The following is an 18,384-nucleotide window of genomic DNA, read 5'->3' on the forward strand; positions in this document are numbered from 1 at the left end:
ATGAACACGAACAGGAAGAGTATCGGCATCGTCGGCGCCCGTGGGCATACCGGCGCAGAGCTGATCCGTTTGATCGCAGCGCATCCGGCGCTGGAGCTGGCTTTCGTCTCCTCGCGCGAACTGGACGGCCAGCGCGTCGACGCGCATGTGCCCGAGTACCGCGGCGAGCTGCGCTACAGCGCACCGGCGCATGAGGATCTGCCGAAGCTCGGCGCCGACGTGGTGATCCTGGCGCTGCCCAACGGCAAGGCGGCGGCTTGCGTGGCGGCGTTCGATGCAGCTGGCGTCGATCCGCTGATCGTCGATCTGTCGGCAGACTACCGTTTCGACCCGACCTGGTATTACGGCCTGCCCGAGCTGACCCGCGAAAAGTGGCGCGGCGAGAAGAGGATCAGCAATCCCGGCTGCTATGCCACCGCGATGCAGCTGTCGATCGCGCCACTGAAAGATCTGCTGGCCGCACCTCCAGTCTGCTTTGGTGTCTCCGGTTACTCCGGTGCCGGCACCACGCCGTCGGACAAGAACGATCCGGACAAGCTGCGCGACAACCTGATGCCGTATGCGCTCACCGGCCACATGCATGAGAAGGAAGCATCGTTCCGGCTCGGCGTGCCCGTGGAGTTCATGCCGCACGTGGCACCGCATTTCCGCGGGCTCACCGTCACCACCAATCTGTACCTGTCGCGCAAGATGACGCGTGAGGACGTGCTTGCCCGTTTTCACGCGGCATACGATCACGAGAAACTGGTGAGCGTGACGGACGAGGCGCCGTGGGTCAGCCGCATCGCCCATCGCCACCACGCCGAGATCGGTGGCTTTGCGCTGTCGGCCGACGGCAAGCGGGTGGTGATCGTGGCGACGCTGGACAACCTGTTGAAGGGTGCCGCCACGCAGGCGATGCAGAACATCAACCGCGCGATCGGAGTGGACGAATACACCGCCATTCCGCTCGGCCAAGCCGAGGACACACCATGACCCAGCCACTCTGGCAAAAATCCGGCGTGCAGATCGACGCGCGTATCATGAAGTTCCTCGCCGGCGACGATGTATTGCTGGATCGCGAATTCTTCCTGCACGACATCACCGCCAGCAAGGCGCATGTGGAAGGGCTGGCGAATATCGGTGTGGTCAGTGCCGACGAGTCCGCGGCGTTGAAGCGTGAGCTGGACGTACTGGCTGCGGATTTTCGTAGCGGCGCATTCGTGCTGGACGAGCGTTACGAGGACGGCCATTCCGCGATCGAGGCACGGCTCACCGAACGCCTCGGCGACGCCGGCCGTCGCGTGCACACCGGACGCAGCCGCAATGATCAGATCCTGGTGGCCACCCGGCTTTGGCTGAAAGAACAGCTCGTCACGCTGCAGGTGCATTGCCGCGCGATCGCGCAGGTCTGTCTCGACCGCGCCGCGCAGCCGGCGCTGCCGTTACCGGGCTACACGCATCTGCAACGCGCCGTGGTGTCGTCCACCGCGATGTGGTTTGCCGGTTTCGCCGAAGGTTTCATCGACAACGCATGGCGCGCGCAGCAGACATCGATGTGGATCGATGCCAATCCGCTGGGTAGCGCGGCCGGCTACGGCGTGAATCTCAAGCTCGATCGCGAGCACACCACGCAGGCGCTCGGCTTCTCGCGCATGCAGGTGTCGCCGATCTATGCGCAACTCTCGCGCGGCAAGTTCGAAATGGCGGTGCTGGAAGCGATCGGCAGCGCGTTGCTCGATCTGCGTCGAATGGCGTGGGACCTGTCGCTGTTCACCACCGCGGAATTCGATTTCGTGAAGCTGCCGCCGGAGTACACCACCGGCAGCTCGATCATGCCGAACAAGCGCAATCCGGACGTAGTGGAATTGCTGCGTGCCAGCTACGCCAGCGTGGCCGCGGCGCGTACCGAGATCGAGCAACTGCTGTCGCTGCCATCGGGCTACCAGCGTGACTTGCAGTTTTCCAAGGGCTCGCTGTTCCATGGCTGCCGTCACGGTCTGAGCGCGCTGGAGCTGGTGCCGGATCTGCTGGCGCGCCTGCAGTGGAATGAAGCGGCGATGCGTGCAGCGATCGAGCCGGCGATGTATGCCACCGACGTGGCGATCGAGCAGGCCGCCGCCGGTGTGCCGTTCCGCGATGCTTATCGTGCCGCAGCGGAAACTGCAGCATCCGCGGGGCAGGGCCGTACGCCGGAAAGCAGCCTTGCCGCGCGTGTTTCGCCGGGTGCTGGCAACGATCTGCGGCTGGATGAACTGCGCGAGCGACTGGGTCAACTGGGCAGTTGAAGGGAACCGGCATGAACGCGCATGTGGGATTGCTCGAACAAGTGTTGCCGCAGTGGCGCCGCGCCGTGCTGAAGGTCGGCAGCAACCTGCTGGCCGCGGACGGCGGCGGTCTCACACTGCGTTATGCCGAGGCGCTGGCCGCCTTCATCGCTGCCAGCCATGCTGCTGGCCGGCAGGTGGTGCTGGTGTCCTCCGGCGCGGTGGCGGCGGGCCGTGCGCTGCTGCGCGAGCGCAAACCGGCCGGCGATGCGCTGGTCGCGCGGCAGGCGCTGGCCGCGCTGGGCCAGGCGCCGATGATTGCACTGTGGCAATCGCTGTCCGCACGACCGGTGGCGCAGGTGCTGCTCACGCATGACGACCTGCGCAACCGGCGGCGCTACCTCAATGCGCGCGCGACCTTGCGCGAACTGCTGGCGCTGGACGTGCTGCCCGTGGTCAACGAGAACGACACCGTGGCGGTGGACGAGCTCAAGCTGGGCGACAACGACAATCTCGCCGCGATCGTCGCGGCGCTGGTCGATGCCGACCTGCTGCTGATCGCATCCGATGTCGATGCGCTGTACAGCGCCGATCCGCGTCGCGATCCCGATGCCGTGCCGGTTGCCCATGTCGCCGCATTGACGCCGCAAGTCCTGGCGATGGCCGGCGGCAGCGGCAGCACGGCGGGTACCGGCGGCATGCGGACCAAGCTGGAAGCGGCGGTCAAGGCATCCGCGGCCGGCATTCCCAGTGCGTTGTTCAGTGGCCGCGATGAGGCAACCGTGCGGGCGCTGCAGCACGGCCGCCTGCGCGGCACCTTGATCGCAGCCGCAAGCAGCCGCATGCAGGCGCGCAAATACTGGTTGCGTCACGCACCCGCTGCGCCGGGTTGCATCCGCGTCGACGCGGGCGCCGCGCGGGCGCTGGCCGGAGGCCGCGTGTCGTTGCTGCCCGGCGGCGTGCTCGGCGCCGACGGCGAGTTTCATCGCGGCGACCTGGTGGAGATCGTCGACGCCGCCGACAAGGCCATCGCACGCGGTCTCAGCCAGTACGGCGCCGCCGAGGTGCGTCGGTTGGCCGGACGGCATAGTCGCGAGATCGACACCGTGCTCGGTTACAGCTACGGCGCCGAGGTGGTACATCGCGACGACCTCATCACCATGGACCATCCCGTTGCGCCCGACCAGGAGATCAGCGCATGAACACGATCCGACAGCAGGCATTGGCTTGTCGCGATGCCGCCCAGGTCATCGCTGCACTGGGTAGCGACGCCAAGCGCGCCTTGCTGCGCGATATGGCCGCAGCGCTGGAAACACAATCCACCGCGGTACTGGAGGCGAATGCCGAGGACATGCGGCAGGCTGCGGCGAAAGGTGTGCAGGGCGCGATGCTCGATCGCCTGCGGCTGGACGAGACGCGCGTGGCCGGCATCGCCAGCGCGTTGCGCGAAGTGGCCGAACTGCCTGACCCGGTTGGCGTGGTGACGCGCCATGAGACACGGCCGAATGGCTTGTCCATCGAACGCGTGCGCATTCCGCTCGGTGTCATCGCGATGATCTACGAGGCGCGGCCCAACGTCACCGCCGACGCTGCCGCGTTATGCCTCATGGCCGGCAACGGTGTGATCCTGCGTGGTGGCTCCGAGGCGATCCACTCCAATACGGCGATTGCCGCCGCATTGAAGTCGGCACTGGAAGCGCACGGCGTGCCGACTGCCGCGTTGACCCTGGTCGAAGATCTGCGTCGCGAGACCATGATCGAACTGCTGCAGCTCAGCGACATCGTCGATCTCGCCATTCCCCGCGGCGGCGAAGGCCTGATCCGCTTCGTCGCCGAGCACGCGCGCGTGCCGGTGATCAAGCATTACAAGGGCGTCTGCCATCTGTATGTGGACTGCACCGCCGACCCCGCACTCGCGCTGAACCTGCTGATCGATGGCAAGACCTCGCGCCCCGGCGTGTGCAACGCGCTGGAGACGCTGCTGGTGCATCGGGACATCGCCAGCACGTTCCTGCCGCAGGCGGTGCTGGCGTTGCGCGAACGCGGCGTTGAATGGCGCGGCGACGAACGCAGCCGCGCGCTGGTGCCCGACATGCATGCGGCCAGCGACGACGACTACGCGGCCGAATTCCTGGACCTGATTCTCGCCGTGCGCGTGGTCGATGATCTCGACGAAGCCATTGCCCACATCCACCGCTACGGCTCCGACCACACCGAAGTGATCGCCACCCGCGACGAAGCCGCCGCGCAACGCTTCGTGCAGGCGATCCGCTCAGCGGTGGTGATGGTCAACGCGTCTTCGCGCTTCAGCGACGGCGGCGAGCTGGGCCTCGGTGCCGAGATCGGTATCTCCACCACGCGCCTGCATGCCTACGGCCCGATGGGTGCCGAAGCGCTTACGGTGGAGCGCTTCGTGGTACGTGGGGAAGGGCAGGTAAGACACCCGCAAAGCCAGACGTAAAACTTTGACATAAGTGGTCAGAACGTCGGCAAATCAGCCGCGACTCCACTCCCGCACCGCCTCCGCAAACGCCAGGCAATCCGCAAATCGGTTGTACAGCGGCGCCGGCGAGATGCGGATCACGTCGGGTTCGCGCCAGTCGCCGATGATGCCGTGCTCCATCAGGTACCCGAACAATGCGCGGCCGCGGTCACGGCCTTCGATCACGCGGATCGACAGCTGGGCGCCGCGGTGCTGCGGATCGGTCGGCGTGACTACCTGCAGCACGTCGGCCAGCTGCGTCTGCACCAGCCATTCCAGATAGCCGGTGAGTTGCAGTGATTTCGCACGTAACGCGGTCATGCCGGCGCGGCGGAATATTTCCAACGACACGCGCAAAGGCACCAGTGCCAGGATCGGCGGATTGGACAATTGCCAGCCATCGGCGCCTGCCGTGGGCACAAACTCGGGGCCCATCTGAAAGCGGGTGGTCTTGTCGTGGCCCCACCAGCCGGCGAAGCGCGGCAGTGCGGCCTTGGCATGACGCTCGTGCACGAACGCGCCACCCACTGCGCCGGGGCCGCTGTTGAGATATTTGTAGCTGCACCAGATCGCGAAGTCGGCGCCGCTATCGTGCAACTGCAACGGCAGGTTGCCCACGGCATGGGCGAGGTCGAAGCCGACCATGCAACCGTGTTTGTGTCCCAGCGCGGTGATCGCCTTGAGGTCGAAGGCCTGGCCGGTGCGGTATTGCACGCCGGGCAGCATCACCAGCGCGACGCGTGAGCCGTGTTCGGCCAGCGCGCGTTCTATCGCGGCCGGCGAGGTCGTGCCGTTCGGTTCGTCGGGCTGCAGCTCGATCAACGCGCTGGCCGGATCGAAGCCGTGGAAGCGGATCTGCGATTCCACCGCGTAGCGATCGGTGGGAAATGCGCCAGCCTCGATCAGGATCGCCGGGCGCTCTTTCGTGGGACGATAGAAGCTCACCATCATCAGGTGCAGGTTCACGCCCAAGGTGTTCATTGCCACCACTTCGGAAGGCTGCGCACCGACTATGGCGGCGAGATCGTCGCGCACGAACTCGTGATAGTCCATCCACGGCAGGCGGCCCTTGAAGTGGCCTTCCACACCCAGCTCACCCCAGTAATCGAGTTCCGCATTGACCGCGTCGCGTACGGCGCGCGGCTGCAGGCCCAGCGAGTTGCCGCAGAAGTACACGCTGTCTAACGGCTGGCTGTCTAACGGCCGGCTGTCTGACGGCGGACCGTCGTGGCCTTCGTGCGGCGGGATCAGGAATTCGTCACGGAACGCGCGCAGGGGGTCGGCGGCGTCCCGGGCACGAGCCCAGTCGAGGTTGGCTTCAAAGCTTGCGGACATCGGGCGATCTCTTCGGAGTGGAAGCCGGGCTTACTTCAATTGCGCCGCGATCGCCTCGCAACCCTTATCGAATTCGGCCTTCCACGCGGCGCCGGCCAGGCTCTGGCTGGGACGCACGCAGCGCAGCTGGATCGCGTGGCCGCTCTTGAACCAGTAGTGTTCGGTGTAGCTGAATTCGGTGGCGTTTTCCTGCGCGGTGTAGGTGTAGCTGTTCGGCCCCGGCGGCAATGCAGCAACCTTGTAGCCCGGCAGCGCCATCGCCTTCGCGGTGGCCTCGCTCTTGTATTGGTTGAAGCTGTTGACGTCGTTGACCAGTTTCACCGTGACGGTGATACGGGCGAGGCTGTTCTTGCCGGTGGGCGAGGGGTCGGGTACCTGGAACACCTTTGCTTCGGGGTCGCCCTGGGTTTCCATGATGCCGAGCCAGTTGTCCGGCGTGCTGAAATGGACGCTGCCATCAGCCATGCTGACGTCGGTGGCGTGGACGCTGCCGGCCAGCAGCAAGGTGGCGGCCAGGGCGATCGCGATCGTTACGATGCTGCGCGGAAAACTCATGCTGATTCCTTGGGGATGACGTCGGGGACGAAACGATGGCGGGGCAGGCCCAGCCATTCCAGCGCGGTACCGTGGAACAGCCGGGAACGCTCGATGTCGTTCAGGCCCAGTGCCTCGATGCCGCTGCCGGGTTCCTGTTCACCCAGCGGGAAAGGATAGTCTGTGCCGAGCATCACCTGCTCGACGCCCGTCACATCCAGCAGATAACGCAGCGCCCGGTCGTCGTGCACGCAGGAGTCGAAATAGAAGCGCTTGAGGTATTCGCGCGGGTTGCGCGGGTTGTCGGTGGCGACCAGGTCCGGACGCATCTTGAAGCCGTGCTCGATCCGGCCGATCGTCGATGGAAAACTGCCGCCGCCGTGCGCCAGCATCACACGCAGTTTCGGCAGCCGTTCCAGTACGCCGCCGAAGGCGAGGCAGCAGGCGGCGCGGGTCTGTTCGGCCGGCATGCCGACCAGCCATGGCATCCAGTACTTCGGCATGCTGTCCGCGCCCATCATGTCCCACGGATGCACCAGCACCGTCGCACCGAGGTCGGCGGCGGCCTCGAAGAACGGGAACAGTTCCGGCGCATCCAGATTCCAGTCGCCGCAGTGCGAGCCGATCTGCACGCCTTGCAGGCCCAGTTCGTCGATGCAGCGCTCCAGCTCGCGGACCGCCAGTTTCGGTGCCTGCAGCGGCACCGTGCCGATGCCGGCGTAGTGACGTGGATAGTCGCGGCAGATGCCGGCCATGTGATCGTTCAAATGGCGATGCAACTCCAGCGCCTGATAGCCTGGCGCCCAGTACGAGAACAGTACGGGCACGGTGGAGATCACCTGCACGTCGACACCGAAACGGGCATAGTCGTCGATGCGCGTCTGCGGATCGAACGCCGAATCCCACACCTCGCGGAAAAATTTGCTGTCCTTGTAGATGCGGTGACGCTCATCGGTATGCGTCATCACCGGAAAGCGGTCGTCGCCGTACTTGGTCGCCAGATTCGGCCAGTCGCGGGGCAGGATGTGCGCGTGGGTATCGATCTTGAGCATCCGCGCAGTGTAAAACCTTCGCGCGGCTGCGTCGCGTTGCGCCGCATCCCTAGGCCGGTCGCGGGTCCGTCGCAGTAGCGGGTTCCGGACGGCTGCGGTTCGCCACGTAGGCGAGCGTATCGATATTGTCCACCAGCCGGTCGGTGACCCGCGCCAGCAGCTCGGCGGTGGCACGATCTCCGGCGTTCTGGGTGACGCCGACCAGCGTGCGCTGCATGGCGCGCAGTGGCGGCAAGGGACTCATCGTTCGCTGTTCGCGCAGTGCCGCGGCAATCGTCTGCAAGGCGTCAGCGGAGTGCTCGATGAAACGGCTGATCTCCTCTTGTGTGGACAGTGTGGCGAGGTCGTCGAGCAACGCCTCCAGCGTCATGGCGGTGCGCGCCAGGCGGTTGCCGTTGGCGAACAAGGCGCGGGCCAGCGCCAACAGTTCCGGCGGAGTGGCCGGCTCCGTGCGCATGCGGTCGATCGAAGCCTGCGCGTTGGTGCGGGCGGTGCGGGCTGCGGTGCGGGTGTCGCGCTGGGCGCCCGCCTGTCCGGGTTGCGCCATGGCGCGCAAATAACTGGCGTAGGCATCCAGCATCACCGCCAGCGCGGCGCGCGCGCGGCCGCGCTCCCAGGTCGGCCACGCCACGTAGGCGAGCAAGGCCATGCCGCAGCCGAGCGCGGTATTGATCACCCGGTCCGACACGGCGGCACCGGAATTGACGCCCTCGAACGAAAGCAGGATGACCACGGTGCCGGTCAGCGCCGCCACCGCGAAGCCGTAGTGCGCGGTGGCCAGGTAACGGAACGCCATGCACAGCAGCGCCATCAGGGCCAGGTGTGCCCACGGCTCGTTCGGCGTGATGTGCAACAACACAGTGGTGAGCACCAGCCCCAGCACCGTGCCGAGCACGCGCAGCAGGCCGAAGTTGAAGGTGGCGGCGAAGTCAGGCCGCAGCACGATAGCCGCCGTCATCGGCAGCCAGTAGCCGTGTGGCAGCTGCAGCAGGCGCGAGATCCACAACGCGGCGCTGAGGCAGACAGCCATGCGCACGGCGTGGCGGAATGCCACCGAGCGCGGCGTGAGGTTGGCGCGCAACGTGGCCCAGGTAGAGCCGCTGCGCAATGCCTTGGGCAGGCGGGTTTCTTCGGCACTGGCACGCAGTTCGCCGCGGCTGCCGGCCCAGTCGGCGTTGCGCACCGCCGCGGCCAACTGGCCGGCGAGGGCATGGATGTGCGCGGCCAGGCCGCCGGCGGGGCTGTCGTTGTCGAACAGCGCCTGTTCGCTGGCACGCAAGGTCTGGAGCGCGCGGCTGGCCTGCTCCGGTGATTCACCTTGTGCCAGTGCGTCGGCAATCGCCGCCAGCACGCGTGCGGCGTCCTCGCGGAACATCGCGTGGGTGGTCGGATCGGCGTGCAGCTCGGTCATCGCGGTGAGCTCCAGCCGGATCCGTTCGGCCAGCTCCAGCAGCACGCCGAACGCTTCCATCGCGCGACCGTGGGCGCGGTGACGGCCCAGCAGGGTTTGCTGCAACGTGGTCATCGCTTCGGTCAACGCCGGCACATCGGTGTCGTCATGCGATTGTTGCCTGGCCAGCACGGCAAGACCGGTGTACACGTTGGTCAGTGCCTGTCGTTCGGGCCAATAGCGTTGCAGTGGCCACGCGGCCAGCGAGAACACGGTAAGCAACAGACCGCCGCTGAAAATCAACGCGGCGCCGCCGAGTGCTCCTTGCAGCGATGTCGGCGTCGAGGCGGTGATCACCAGCAGGATCATGCTGGTCATGCCGACCCGCGCAGTATCGATGCCGAACACCACCAGCAGGCCGCCGAAGAATCCGCAGGCGGCCGTGGCGATCAGGATCGGCAGCAAGTGGCCGCCGATCAGAAAACCCACCAGCGCGGCAGCGCCCGCAGCCAGTGACGCCAACAGCAGTTGGCGCAGGCGCTGCCGATACGGTCCGGGCTGATCGGAAAACATCGTGTCCAGCGCACCGGCTGCCACGCCCAGTCCGATCTGCGGATAACCCATGGCCAGACCGACACCCAGCGGCAGCACCACCGCGGCGGTATTGCGCAAGACCACCTGCCACGGCACGTCCGGCCGCTTGATGACGGTCAGGCTTTCGATCGCATGGGCGCGTAGCGAATAGTCGCTGGAGGACATGGGTGGGCTAGGAGTGAGTGGAGAGGAGTGAGAGGTGAGAGAAGAGCCGTGACTCGGGCAAGGTTACCGTGCCACCTGATCCAATGCTCCATGCCTGTTTGGGACGAGAAGCGAGGCAGTCTCGAACTGCTTTTCTCTCACTTCTCACTCCTCTCCACTCGATTCTGCCCTCAAGCCCGGCCGGCGAACTCTCCGGTGAGCGTGTTCACCCACACTTTCTCATCGTTGGTGATGTACTCGGGCACCTGCACTTCGATGCCGGTGTTGAGCTTGGCCGGCTTGTTGCGCTTGGTGGCGCTGGAACCCTTCATTTCCGGCGCGGTGTCGACCACGGTCAGGATCACGCTGCTCGGCACCTGCAGGCCGACCGGCGCATCGTCGATCAGCTGCACGTAATAGCCCTCGATGCCTTCGACGATGTAGCCGGCATTGTCTCCCACCAGCTCGGGCGAGAGCGGGTACTGGGTGTAATCCTCGGCATCCATGAATACGAACGCGCCGTCATCCATGTACGAGAAATTCGCGGCGCGACGAACCAGATCCATCTCGCGCAGCTCGTCGTCGGCACGCAGGCTGAGGTCGAACTTGCGTCCGCCGGGAATCGAATACAGGGTGAAACGGAAGGTGACATTGCCGCCGCGCGCGCTGGGCGAGCTGCGCTCGATGTCGCGCACCTGATAGACGGTGCCGTCGTGTTCGACCACATTGCCTTTCTTGACGTCGGAAGCTTTCATAAGTCAGTGGAGAGTAGTGAGAGAAGGCGGCAGCGGTGTCGGGGAGTACGAAGCATTTCTCTCGCTTCTCACTCCTCCCCACTCACTCCTCGCTATTTAGGTTGAAGCCGCACCGCGCCATCGAGGCGAATGGTTTCGCCGTTGATGTAGCGATTGCCGAGGATGAAGGCGACAGTGCTGGCGTATTCGTTCGGCTGGCCCAGGCGCGCCGGGAACGGGATCGAGGCGGACAGCGACTGCTGCACGGCTTCCGACATGCCATCGACCATCGGGGTCCAGAAGATGCCCGGGGCGATCGTCGCCACACGGATGCCGAAGCGGGCCAGTTCGCGCGCCATCGGCAAGGTCATGCCTACCACGCCGCCCTTGGAGGCGGAATACGCGGCCTGGCCGATCTGGCCTTCGTAGGCGGCGACGCTGGCGGTGTTGATGATTACGCCGCGCTCGCCGTCCTCGCCTGCCTCGTTGTCCTGCATCAGTGCGGCGGCGGCCTTGGCCACGTTGAAGCTGCCAACCAGGTTCACCATCACCGTGCTGGCGAAGTTCGCCAGCGGCATCGGGCCTTCCTTGCCCAGCACGCGGCCGGCACCGAGGATGCCGGCGCAGTTGATCAGCACATTGAGACCGTCCATCGCGTCACGTGCGGCGGCCACGTTGGCGCTCACGCCGTCTTCGGAAGTGACATCGGTGCGGAAGAAGCGCGCCGCGTCGCCCAGTTCCTTCGCGGCGGCGTGGCCTTTCTCGTCATTGACGTCGAACAGGGCGACCTTGCCGCCATGCGCGACAAGATGTTGCGCCACCGCATGGCCGAGGCCGGAGGCTCCGCCGGTGATGATTGCCTTGACCTGATTCAACTGCATGAAGGTATCCGGGTGCCGAAAAACGCACATAGTAGCGGAGCTGCCGATCCGCCGTGATCCGGGCCGCCCATTCGTAGCCGCTAGGTGGCGTTCAGCCTGGCGGATCGTTTGACCGGTGCCGTTCAGGGAAGCTTGCTAGGCTTCAGCAACGGGAGCCATGATGGTGTGTAGCACGGCCAGCGTTCCCCCTATTTTCCAAGGAGACATGTCATGAAAAGGTACCTGATTCTTCTGGCCAGCGGTCTGCTGTGCGCTGCGACCGCGGCGGCCGCCAGCCCGTCGCCGCAGCATGACGATCGCGGTCAGCAGGACGACCAGGACTGGCATGGCAGCCACGGCAACGGCAACCACGGCAATCACGGCAACAAGCATGATCGTGACGACAATGGCCATGGCCGCGACTGGGACGATCGCGGCGACCATGGCCGTGGCCATGACCGGGATCGCGAGGTCCGCTATGACCGTGACGACCACCGCGGCTATTACGTGAGTCACGACCGCGGCCGTCACGAGGGCTGGTACAAGCGTGGCGGGTACGTTCCGGTCGAATACCGCGATCGCCGCTACGAGGTCGAGGACTGGCAGGTCTATCACCTGCGTCAGCCGCCGTACGGCTATCGCTACGTGCGTGGCGACGATGGCCAGTTCCTGCTGGTGGCGATCGCCAGCGGCGTCATTGCGGACATCCTGCTTTCGCACTGATACCGAAAACCTGCATGTGAAACCACTTCACGGAAACATTCACGCGACCAGGGGTTCCCGTCGCTGATAGTGCTGACAGGGCTGGCGATCTTTCGAGATCGCCAGCCCTTCGGAATTCTCCGAATGCGTCGCGGCAAGAACCGCTCCCCGGTTCTCGTCATTCCAAGAGGTGAAGATTCATGAACAAGCAGCGGAGTATGTGGGTGGTCTGTGGCGCACTGTTGATGTTTTCCGCTGCCGCCGCAGTGGCGCAACCGCAGGATTATGGCGACCAGAAGCATCAGGGCCGCGATCAGGATCGAGGCGATCATGGCCGGGGTGATCAGGATCGAGGCGATCACGGTCGGGGCCGTGGCAATCAAGGCCGCGGTCACAGCTATCACGGTATGTACGACCGCGGTCGTCACGAAGGCTGGTACCGCCAAGGTGGCTATGTGCCGACCGAGTATCGTGACGGTCCCTATGTGGTGGACGACTGGCGTGGTCAGAATCTGCGTGAGCCGCCGCGTGGCTATCGCTATGTGCGCAGCGACAACGGGGACTTCCTGCTGGTCGCGATTGCCACCGGCGTGATCGTGAGCATCCTCGCCAATCACTGATGTGGAAAGCTCTGCGTTCACCGTTCTGTTGAGCACAAGCTGAGTAAAAACATCAGGCCCGCTTGAAGCGGGCCTGATGTTTTTTAGGGATCCTGGGCAGCGGTCGAGCTGTCCAGCAAGCGCCGTAGTGCAGCCGTTCCCGCCATGTCCGGGAAAGGTATCACCGGGGGCGGCGGAGACGCTGCGGGCTGCAACTCCTTCTGCCACACGCCCACGTCCCACCATTGGCCAAGCTTGTAGCCGCACTGGCGCCACACGCCGGCGGGGCTGAAACCCATGGCTTCGTGCATGGCCACGCTGATCGTTCCGGGCAGAGTGATCACGCCGACGGCCTGGTTGATGCCTTGCAATCGCATCGCGTCCAGCAGCGTGCCATAGAGTCGGCGGGCGATGCCGCGACGATGTGCATCGCCGCGAACATAGATCGAGGTTTCCGCAATCCAGTCGTAGGCGGCGCGTTCCCGAAAGCGCCCGGCATAGGCATAGGCCAGTACTTCACCGCCTTCTTCCCACACCAGCCAGGGGTAATGCCGCAGGCGGGCCTGGATGCGTTCGCGCATCGCAGGCACGCCGGGCAGCTCGGTCTCGAACGTGGCTACCCCGTCGGCAATCGAAGGGGCGTAGATTGCGTGGATGGCGGCGGCGTCTTCGTCGCGGGCGATGCGTATCATCGAAAGTCCGCCTTCGGCACGTGAGGTATTTCCAACTGCACGGCTTGCCGTTCCTGAGTGATGGCGATATGCGGATCGCGCCGGTTCATGGCTTGCTCACAGCTCGCGGATGAAGAAACGGTCGCAGCTGAAATGCCCGGTGCCGCCCATCGGCGCGCACAGCGCGGTGAAGCCGCTGCGCTTGTACAGCGCTTGCGCCGCATCCATGCCGGTCAGCGTTTCCAGATAGCAGCGCCGGAAGCCGTGCGCGCGTGCCGCATCGAGGCAGCGCTGCATCATCGCGCTGCCGGCGCCGATGCCGCGTGCCTGCGGCAGGAAATACATCTTGCGCAATTCGCACACGTCCGGCTCGGCATTCTCCAGCGGCGCGACGCCGCCACCGCCGATGACCATGCCGTCGCGCTCGACCACAAAGTAGCTGGAACGTGGCTGCGCATAGGCTTCATACATGGTGTCGACCTCGGCATCATGAATCGCGAAGCCGGGGCCGTCGGCGCCGAACTCGGGCATCACGCTGCGGATGACCGCGGCCATCGCGATGTTGTCGCGCGGCTCGATCGGGCGGATATGGAATGTCTCGTTCATGGCGTCGCTGCGGGGCTGCGGTAGGAGATGCCGTCCTTCATCACGAAGACCGGGTGGGCGAGATCGTCGATCTGCGTGCTGGGATCGCCGGTGAATGCGGCAAGGTCGGCATCCAGGCCCGGTGCGATGCGGCCGAAGTGTTGCGACTGGCGCAGGATCTTCGCCGCCACGTCGGTGGCCGCATGCAGCGCCTGCGCCGGCGTCATGCCGTCGCGCACCATCGCCGCGGGCTCGCGCCAGTTGGTGCCGTGCGCGAACACGCCCACGTCACTGCCGTTGCCGATGGTGACGCCGACTTTCAGCGCGGTACGAAACGCGCGCTCGGCCTCCTTCATGGCGGGTGTCGGTTCGGACTTGCCCGGCACGTAGTGCTGGAAATACTCCGAGGTCGCGTCGACTGCGGTGAGCGTGGGTTCATAGGCCACACCCTTTTGCTTGAGCAAGCGGAAGGTCGCCTCACTGGCGCCGTAACCGTGTTCGATGGTGTCCACGCCGGCCTCGACCGCCATGCGCACGCCGGCATCGCTGGCCGCGTGCGCTGCGACCGGACGGCCGATCTGGTGCGCCGTATCGACGATGGCCTTCAGTTCCGCCGGGTTGAGGGTGGGCGCGGTTTCGCCGCCCGTGCCCACCCGATAGTCCGCATACAGCTTGATCCAGTCGGCGCCGCGGGCGGCCTGCTCGCGCACGGCGGCGATGGCCGCATCCGCGCCGCTGACCGGCTGCGCCCCTTGCGGCAAGTCGAGATCCGGACGGAAGCTGCGCGGCCCCGGCCCGTAGCTGGCGGTGGCGACGATGGCCCGGGTGGCGACGAACATCCGTGGCCCCGGGATCAGTCCTTCGTTGATCGCACGCTGGATCGACACGTCGGCAAAGCCGGCGCCCTCGGTGCCGAGGTCGCGCAGCGCGGTGAAGCCGGCCATCAGTGTGGCCTTGGCATGGGCGGCGGCCTCCAGCGTGCGGTAGTCCTGCGGTTCGGTCAGTACCTGGTCGTTCCACAACGTTTCGTTGTAAGGATGCAGGAACAGGTGCGAGTGCAGATCGATCAGCCCGGGCGTGAGGGTGGCGCCGGGCAGCTCGACGCGCTGCGTGCCGGCGGGTGCGTGCACCGATGCGACAGGGCCGGCGGCAGCGATCACGCCGTCGTGTACCAGCACCGCCCAGCCACGATGCACGGCATCGCCATCGCCGGTCCACACGCGCTCGGGCAGCAGCAGCCAGTCGCCTTTCGGCGTCGCGGCCAGCGTGGGCAGGGCACATAGCACGAGCAGTAGTGCCGCTGTATTCCGACACCACGTCATCAAGTTCGTACGCATCGCATCACCCTGCATCGATCGAAGCCCGATGATAGCGACCGCCGGCGGGTTTCGGCGAGACGCTCAGGCCGCCGCGGTGCGTGCGCGGGTGACCCGGCTGGCGGTGTCCTTGTGCAGTTGTGCGGCCAACCATGCGCCCGTGGCCACCAGCAGGTCGAGGTCGACGCCGGTGCTCATGCCCATGCCGTGCAGCATGTAGACCACGTCTTCGCTGGCCACGTTGCCGGTGGCGCCCTTCGCGTACGGGCAGCCACCGGTACCGGAAACCGAGCTGTCCACCACGCGCACACCTTCTTCCAGACAGGTCAGGATATTCGCCAACGCCTGGCCGTAGGTGTCGTGGAAATGCACCGCCAGCGCCGCCATCGGCACCTCCTGCGCCACCGCGTGCAGCATCGCCCGCGCCTTGGCCGGCGTGCCCACGCCGATGGTGTCGCCCAGGGAAATCTCGTGGCAGCCCAGCTCGTACATCCGGCGCGCCACGCGCACCACGTCGGCGACCGGCACCTCGCCCTGGTATGGGCAACCCAGCACGGTCGAGACGTAGCCGCGTACTTTCACCTGGTCGGCCCTAGCCTGTTCGATTACCGGAATGAAGCGCTCGATCGACTCGTCGATCGAGGCGTTGATGTTCTTGCGGTTGAACGCTTCCGACGCCGCAGTGAACACGGCGATGTCCGTCGCACCCACTTCGCGGGCACGCTGATAACCCTGCAGGTTCGGCACCAGCACCGGGTAGCTCACCCCGGGTACTTTGCGGATTCCGCGGAACACCTCGGCCGCGTCGGCCAGCTGCGGCACCCACTTCGGGCTGACGAAGCTGGTCGCTTCGATGGTTTGCAGACCCGTTGAAGAAAGGCGATCGATCAGCGCGATCTTCACGTCGGCCGGCAGCAGAGTCTTTTCGTTCTGCAGGCCGTCTCGTGCGCCGACTTCGACAATGCGGACGTGATTGGAAGAAGTCATGCGATGTCTCCGGAAAAATTTACCTTCTCCCTGCGGGAGAAGGTGCCCCGAAGGGGCGGATGAGGGTTCGGTCTTGCCCAAATGTGTCGCGCTGGCCGAACCCTCACCCCAACCCCTCTCCGATTGGGAGAGGGGCTAGAGCATCATGCCTCGAAGCGCACCAGCACGGCATCCGCCTCGACAAATTCGCCTTGCGCAGCGTTCACGCTCTCGATGGTGCCGGCGCGTGGCGCCTTCAAGGCCAGTTCCATCTTCATGGCTTCCATCACCAGCAGCTCCTGGCCGTGTTCGACCACATCGCCGGCTTTCGCTTTCACCAGTACGATGCGGCCGGGCATCGGCGCGATGACCTGGTTGCCGCCGGCAGCGTCCTTCGACTCCCACGCGAACGCGGCAGCACGGGCGAAGCTGTAGCGCTGGCCGTGGGCGTCGTGCAGCAGCACGTGGGCTGCATCGGCATGTAGCGGTACGCGTTGCGATTCCCCGTCGAAGCGCGCGCTCAGGTTGTCGTCAAGAAGGCGCGCACCGCGTACTTCGCACGTCGCCTCGCCACGGCGCAACTCATAGCTGCCGTCATGGCCATGGGCCTCGATGTCGTAACGCTGTTCGCGCAAGGTCAACGCAATGATCCGCTTGCCCGCATGGCCGATGCGCCAGGCGTCGGCGCGGGCCCATGGTGAATGCGGATCGGCGGCTACGGCACCGATGCTCAGTTCGTCGTGGAGCAGGGCGGCGGTAGCCGCGGCGAACAGCACCGGGTCCGTCGGCACCACCTCGCCGACCAGGAATTCTTCCAGGTGGCGGTCCAGGTAGCCGGTGTCGATGCGGCCCTCGACCACGGCCGGGTGGCAGGCGAGTCGCTCGAGAAAACCGATATTCGATTTCGGGCCCACGATTTCGCATGCGGCCAACGCCTCGCGCAATCGCTGCAAGGCTTGCTCGCGGGTGGCATCGAACACGATCAGCTTGGCGATCATCGGGTCGTAGAAGATCGTCACCGTGTCGCCTTCGATCACGCCGCCGTCGATGCGTACATGTGGCGACGGTATGGGAAGACGCAGCGTCTGCAGCTTGCCGGAGCCGGGCAGGAAGTTCTGGTCCGGGTCTTCCGCATACAGGCGCACTTCGATTGCATGGCCATGCGCGTGGATTTGCTCCTGGCGCAACGGCAGCGGTTCGCCCGAGGCCACTCGCAGCTGCCATTCGACCAGGTCCAGTCCCAGCGTCAGCTCGGTGACCGGATGTTCGACCTGCAGGCGGGTGTTCATCTCCATGAAGAAGAACTCGCCGCTCTGAGCGACGATGAACTCCACCGTGCCGGCGCCGACGTAGTCGACCGCTTTCGCCGCGGCGACGGCCGCTTCACCCATGGCCTTGCGGCGCGACGCGTCGAGGAAGGGCGAGGGCGTTTCCTCCAGCACTTTCTGGTAGCGGCGCTGGGCCGAGCATTCGCGCTCGTTGAGATGGATCACGTTGCCAAGGGTGTCGCCGAACACCTGGAATTCGATATGCCGCGGATGCTCGACGTAGCGTTCCAGGATCACCCGTGCATCGCCGAACGAGCTGGTTGCTTCGCGTTGCGCGGAGGCGAGCGCGTCGGCGAATTCGCCCGCGTTGCGCACGATGCGCATGCCCTTGCCGCCGCCGCCGGCGGCCGCCTTGATCATCAGCGGAAAGCCGGTCTTCGCGGCCTGTTCGGCGAGGAAGGCGCCGTTCTGGTTCTCGCCGTGATAACCGGGCACCAGCGGCACGGCGTGTTGTTCCATCAACGCCTTCGCGGCGGCCTTGGAACCCATCGCGTCGATGCTTTCCGGGCGCGGGCCAATGAAGGCGATGCCGGCATCCATGCAGGCGCGGGCGAAGCCGGTGTTCTCCGACAGGAAGCCATAGCCGGGATGGATCGCCTGCGCGCCGGTCTTTTTCCCCACCTCGAGAATGACGTCGCCGCGCAGGTATGAGTCGGCAGGGCGCGGGCCGCCGATCGGCCAGGCTTCGTCGGCCAGCCGCACGTGCTGAGCATCGCGATCGGCTTCCGAGTACACCGCGATAGTGTGGATGCCCAGACGGCGACAGGTGCGTATCACACGACAGGCGATCTCGCCGCGGTTGGCTATCAGTACGCGTTCGAACATGCAGATCCCTGGAATCGTTCG

The 18,384-nt window shown here is 65.6% G+C and carries 17 protein-coding genes; 6 read left to right on the forward strand and 11 right to left on the reverse strand.

All coding sequences use genetic code 11. The features are described 5' to 3' along the window. The 4 genes from argC to BUA26_RS10485 are packed head-to-tail and all read left to right on the forward strand — an operon-like array spanning position 1 to position 4,707. Positions 1–975, forward strand: coding sequence for an N-acetyl-gamma-glutamyl-phosphate reductase (gene argC, locus BUA26_RS10470; RefSeq protein WP_072760540.1), 975 nt, complete (start codon positions 1–3; stop codon positions 973–975). Beyond that, positions 972–2,267 carry an argininosuccinate lyase gene (argH, locus tag BUA26_RS10475; protein ID WP_072760542.1) on the forward strand — a complete coding sequence of 432 codons (1,296 nt, stop codon included), beginning with the start codon at positions 972–974 and terminating at the stop codon, positions 2,265–2,267. The genes argC and argH overlap by 4 nt, the downstream gene beginning before the upstream one ends. Before the next feature lie 11 nt (positions 2,268–2,278). After that, on the forward strand, positions 2,279–3,448 hold the full coding sequence (proB, locus tag BUA26_RS10480; protein WP_072760543.1) for a glutamate 5-kinase: 1,170 nt from the start codon (positions 2,279–2,281) through the stop codon (positions 3,446–3,448). Continuing rightward, positions 3,445–4,707, forward strand: a complete 1,263-nt coding sequence (locus tag BUA26_RS10485; protein WP_072760545.1) for a glutamate-5-semialdehyde dehydrogenase — start codon at positions 3,445–3,447, stop codon at positions 4,705–4,707. The genes proB and BUA26_RS10485 overlap by 4 nt, the downstream gene beginning before the upstream one ends. Before the next feature lie 33 nt (positions 4,708–4,740). Here BUA26_RS10485 and kynU read toward each other — a convergent pair whose 3' ends face one another. The 6 genes from kynU to BUA26_RS10515 all read right to left on the reverse strand — a co-directional run bounded on the left by kynU (position 4,741) and on the right by BUA26_RS10515 (position 11,392). Beyond that, entirely contained in the window at positions 4,741–6,063 is a 1,323-nt protein-coding gene (gene kynU / locus BUA26_RS10490) for a kynureninase (protein WP_072760547.1), read from the reverse strand. 30 nt (positions 6,064–6,093) lie between these two features. Further along, positions 6,094–6,618, reverse strand: coding sequence for a hypothetical protein (locus tag BUA26_RS10495; protein WP_072760549.1), 525 nt, complete (start codon positions 6,616–6,618; stop codon positions 6,094–6,096). Further along, positions 6,615–7,649: an amidohydrolase family protein gene (locus tag BUA26_RS10500; RefSeq protein ID WP_072760551.1), complete on the reverse strand. Its 1,035-nt coding sequence runs from the start codon at positions 7,647–7,649 to the stop codon at positions 6,615–6,617. The genes BUA26_RS10495 and BUA26_RS10500 overlap by 4 nt, the downstream gene beginning before the upstream one ends. 49 nt (positions 7,650–7,698) lie before the next feature. Then, positions 7,699–9,798 carry an FUSC family protein gene (locus BUA26_RS10505; RefSeq protein ID WP_072760553.1) on the reverse strand — a complete coding sequence of 700 codons (2,100 nt, stop codon included), beginning with the start codon at positions 9,796–9,798 and terminating at the stop codon, positions 7,699–7,701. A 170-nt stretch (positions 9,799–9,968) separates the two neighbouring features. Then, positions 9,969–10,532: an elongation factor P-like protein EfpL gene (gene yeiP, locus BUA26_RS10510; protein WP_072760555.1), complete on the reverse strand. Its 564-nt coding sequence runs from the start codon at positions 10,530–10,532 to the stop codon at positions 9,969–9,971. A 92-nt stretch (positions 10,533–10,624) separates the two neighbouring features. Continuing rightward, positions 10,625–11,392, reverse strand: coding sequence for an SDR family NAD(P)-dependent oxidoreductase (locus BUA26_RS10515; protein WP_072760556.1), 768 nt, complete (start codon positions 11,390–11,392; stop codon positions 10,625–10,627). Between the two features lie 210 nt (positions 11,393–11,602). Between BUA26_RS10515 and BUA26_RS10520 the strand changes: the two genes are divergently transcribed. Continuing rightward, a complete protein-coding gene (locus BUA26_RS10520) occupies positions 11,603–12,094 on the forward strand; it encodes an RcnB family protein (protein ID WP_072760558.1) in 492 nt (163 codons plus the stop codon). A gap of 179 nt (positions 12,095–12,273) precedes the next feature. Continuing rightward, the gene (locus tag BUA26_RS10525) at positions 12,274–12,693 is read left to right on the forward strand and encodes an RcnB family protein (RefSeq protein ID WP_072760559.1); all 420 of its coding nucleotides are present in this window, start codon (positions 12,274–12,276) and stop codon (positions 12,691–12,693) included. Between the two features lie 83 nt (positions 12,694–12,776). Here the strand turns inward: BUA26_RS10525 and BUA26_RS10530 are convergent, their stop codons facing one another. The 5 genes from BUA26_RS10530 to BUA26_RS10550 form a co-directional block, all read right to left on the reverse strand. After that, complete coding sequence (locus tag BUA26_RS10530) at positions 12,777–13,364, reverse strand: GNAT family N-acetyltransferase (protein ID WP_072760560.1); 588 nt, start codon at positions 13,362–13,364, stop codon at positions 12,777–12,779. Positions 13,365–13,460: 96 nt separating this feature from the next. Continuing rightward, on the reverse strand, positions 13,461–13,949 hold the full coding sequence (locus BUA26_RS10535; protein WP_072760561.1) for a GNAT family N-acetyltransferase: 489 nt from the start codon (positions 13,947–13,949) through the stop codon (positions 13,461–13,463). Continuing rightward, entirely contained in the window at positions 13,946–15,265 is a 1,320-nt protein-coding gene (locus BUA26_RS10540) for a metal-dependent hydrolase family protein (RefSeq protein ID WP_072761533.1), read from the reverse strand. The genes BUA26_RS10535 and BUA26_RS10540 overlap by 4 nt, the downstream gene beginning before the upstream one ends. 63 nt (positions 15,266–15,328) lie before the next feature. After that, positions 15,329–16,231 (reverse strand): hydroxymethylglutaryl-CoA lyase, encoded by a 903-nt coding sequence (locus tag BUA26_RS10545; RefSeq protein ID WP_072760562.1) that lies wholly within the window; start codon positions 16,229–16,231, stop codon positions 15,329–15,331. 143 nt (positions 16,232–16,374) lie between these two features. Next, on the reverse strand, positions 16,375–18,363 hold the full coding sequence (locus BUA26_RS10550; RefSeq protein ID WP_072760563.1) for an acetyl/propionyl/methylcrotonyl-CoA carboxylase subunit alpha: 1,989 nt from the start codon (positions 18,361–18,363) through the stop codon (positions 16,375–16,377). Positions 18,364–18,384: the final 21 nt, after the last annotated feature.

The sequence above is a fragment of the Rhodanobacter sp. OK091 genome (genome assembly GCF_900142825.1).
GTDB lineage: Bacteria > Pseudomonadota > Gammaproteobacteria > Xanthomonadales > Rhodanobacteraceae > Rhodanobacter.

Coding starts and splice junctions, on each gene's coding strand:
- BUA26_RS10500 (WP_072760551.1), bottom strand. CDS start 7,649: ATGCTCAAGATCGATACCCACGCGCACATCCTGCCCCGCGACTGGCCG.
- BUA26_RS10485 (WP_072760545.1), top strand. CDS start 3,445: ATGAACACGATCCGACAGCAGGCATTGGCTTGTCGCGATGCCGCCCAG.
- BUA26_RS10505 (WP_072760553.1), bottom strand. CDS start 9,798: ATGTCCTCCAGCGACTATTCGCTACGCGCCCATGCGATCGAAAGCCTG.
- BUA26_RS10550 (WP_072760563.1), bottom strand. CDS start 18,363: ATGTTCGAACGCGTACTGATAGCCAACCGCGGCGAGATCGCCTGTCGT.
- BUA26_RS10530 (WP_072760560.1), bottom strand. CDS start 13,364: ATGATACGCATCGCCCGCGACGAAGACGCCGCCGCCATCCACGCAATC.
- BUA26_RS10515 (WP_072760556.1), bottom strand. CDS start 11,392: ATGCAGTTGAATCAGGTCAAGGCAATCATCACCGGCGGAGCCTCCGGC.
- BUA26_RS10545 (WP_072760562.1), bottom strand. CDS start 16,231: ATGACTTCTTCCAATCACGTCCGCATTGTCGAAGTCGGCGCACGAGAC.
- BUA26_RS10520 (WP_072760558.1), top strand. CDS start 11,603: ATGAAAAGGTACCTGATTCTTCTGGCCAGCGGTCTGCTGTGCGCTGCG.
- BUA26_RS10540 (WP_072761533.1), bottom strand. CDS start 15,265: ATGCGTACGAACTTGATGACGTGGTGTCGGAATACAGCGGCACTACTG.
- BUA26_RS10535 (WP_072760561.1), bottom strand. CDS start 13,949: ATGAACGAGACATTCCATATCCGCCCGATCGAGCCGCGCGACAACATC.
- proB (WP_072760543.1), top strand. CDS start 2,279: ATGAACGCGCATGTGGGATTGCTCGAACAAGTGTTGCCGCAGTGGCGC.
- yeiP (WP_072760555.1), bottom strand. CDS start 10,532: ATGAAAGCTTCCGACGTCAAGAAAGGCAATGTGGTCGAACACGACGGC.
- argH (WP_072760542.1), top strand. CDS start 972: ATGACCCAGCCACTCTGGCAAAAATCCGGCGTGCAGATCGACGCGCGT.
- kynU (WP_072760547.1), bottom strand. CDS start 6,063: ATGTCCGCAAGCTTTGAAGCCAACCTCGACTGGGCTCGTGCCCGGGAC.
- BUA26_RS10495 (WP_072760549.1), bottom strand. CDS start 6,618: ATGAGTTTTCCGCGCAGCATCGTAACGATCGCGATCGCCCTGGCCGCC.
- BUA26_RS10525 (WP_072760559.1), top strand. CDS start 12,274: ATGAACAAGCAGCGGAGTATGTGGGTGGTCTGTGGCGCACTGTTGATG.
- argC (WP_072760540.1), top strand. CDS start 1: ATGAACACGAACAGGAAGAGTATCGGCATCGTCGGCGCCCGTGGGCAT.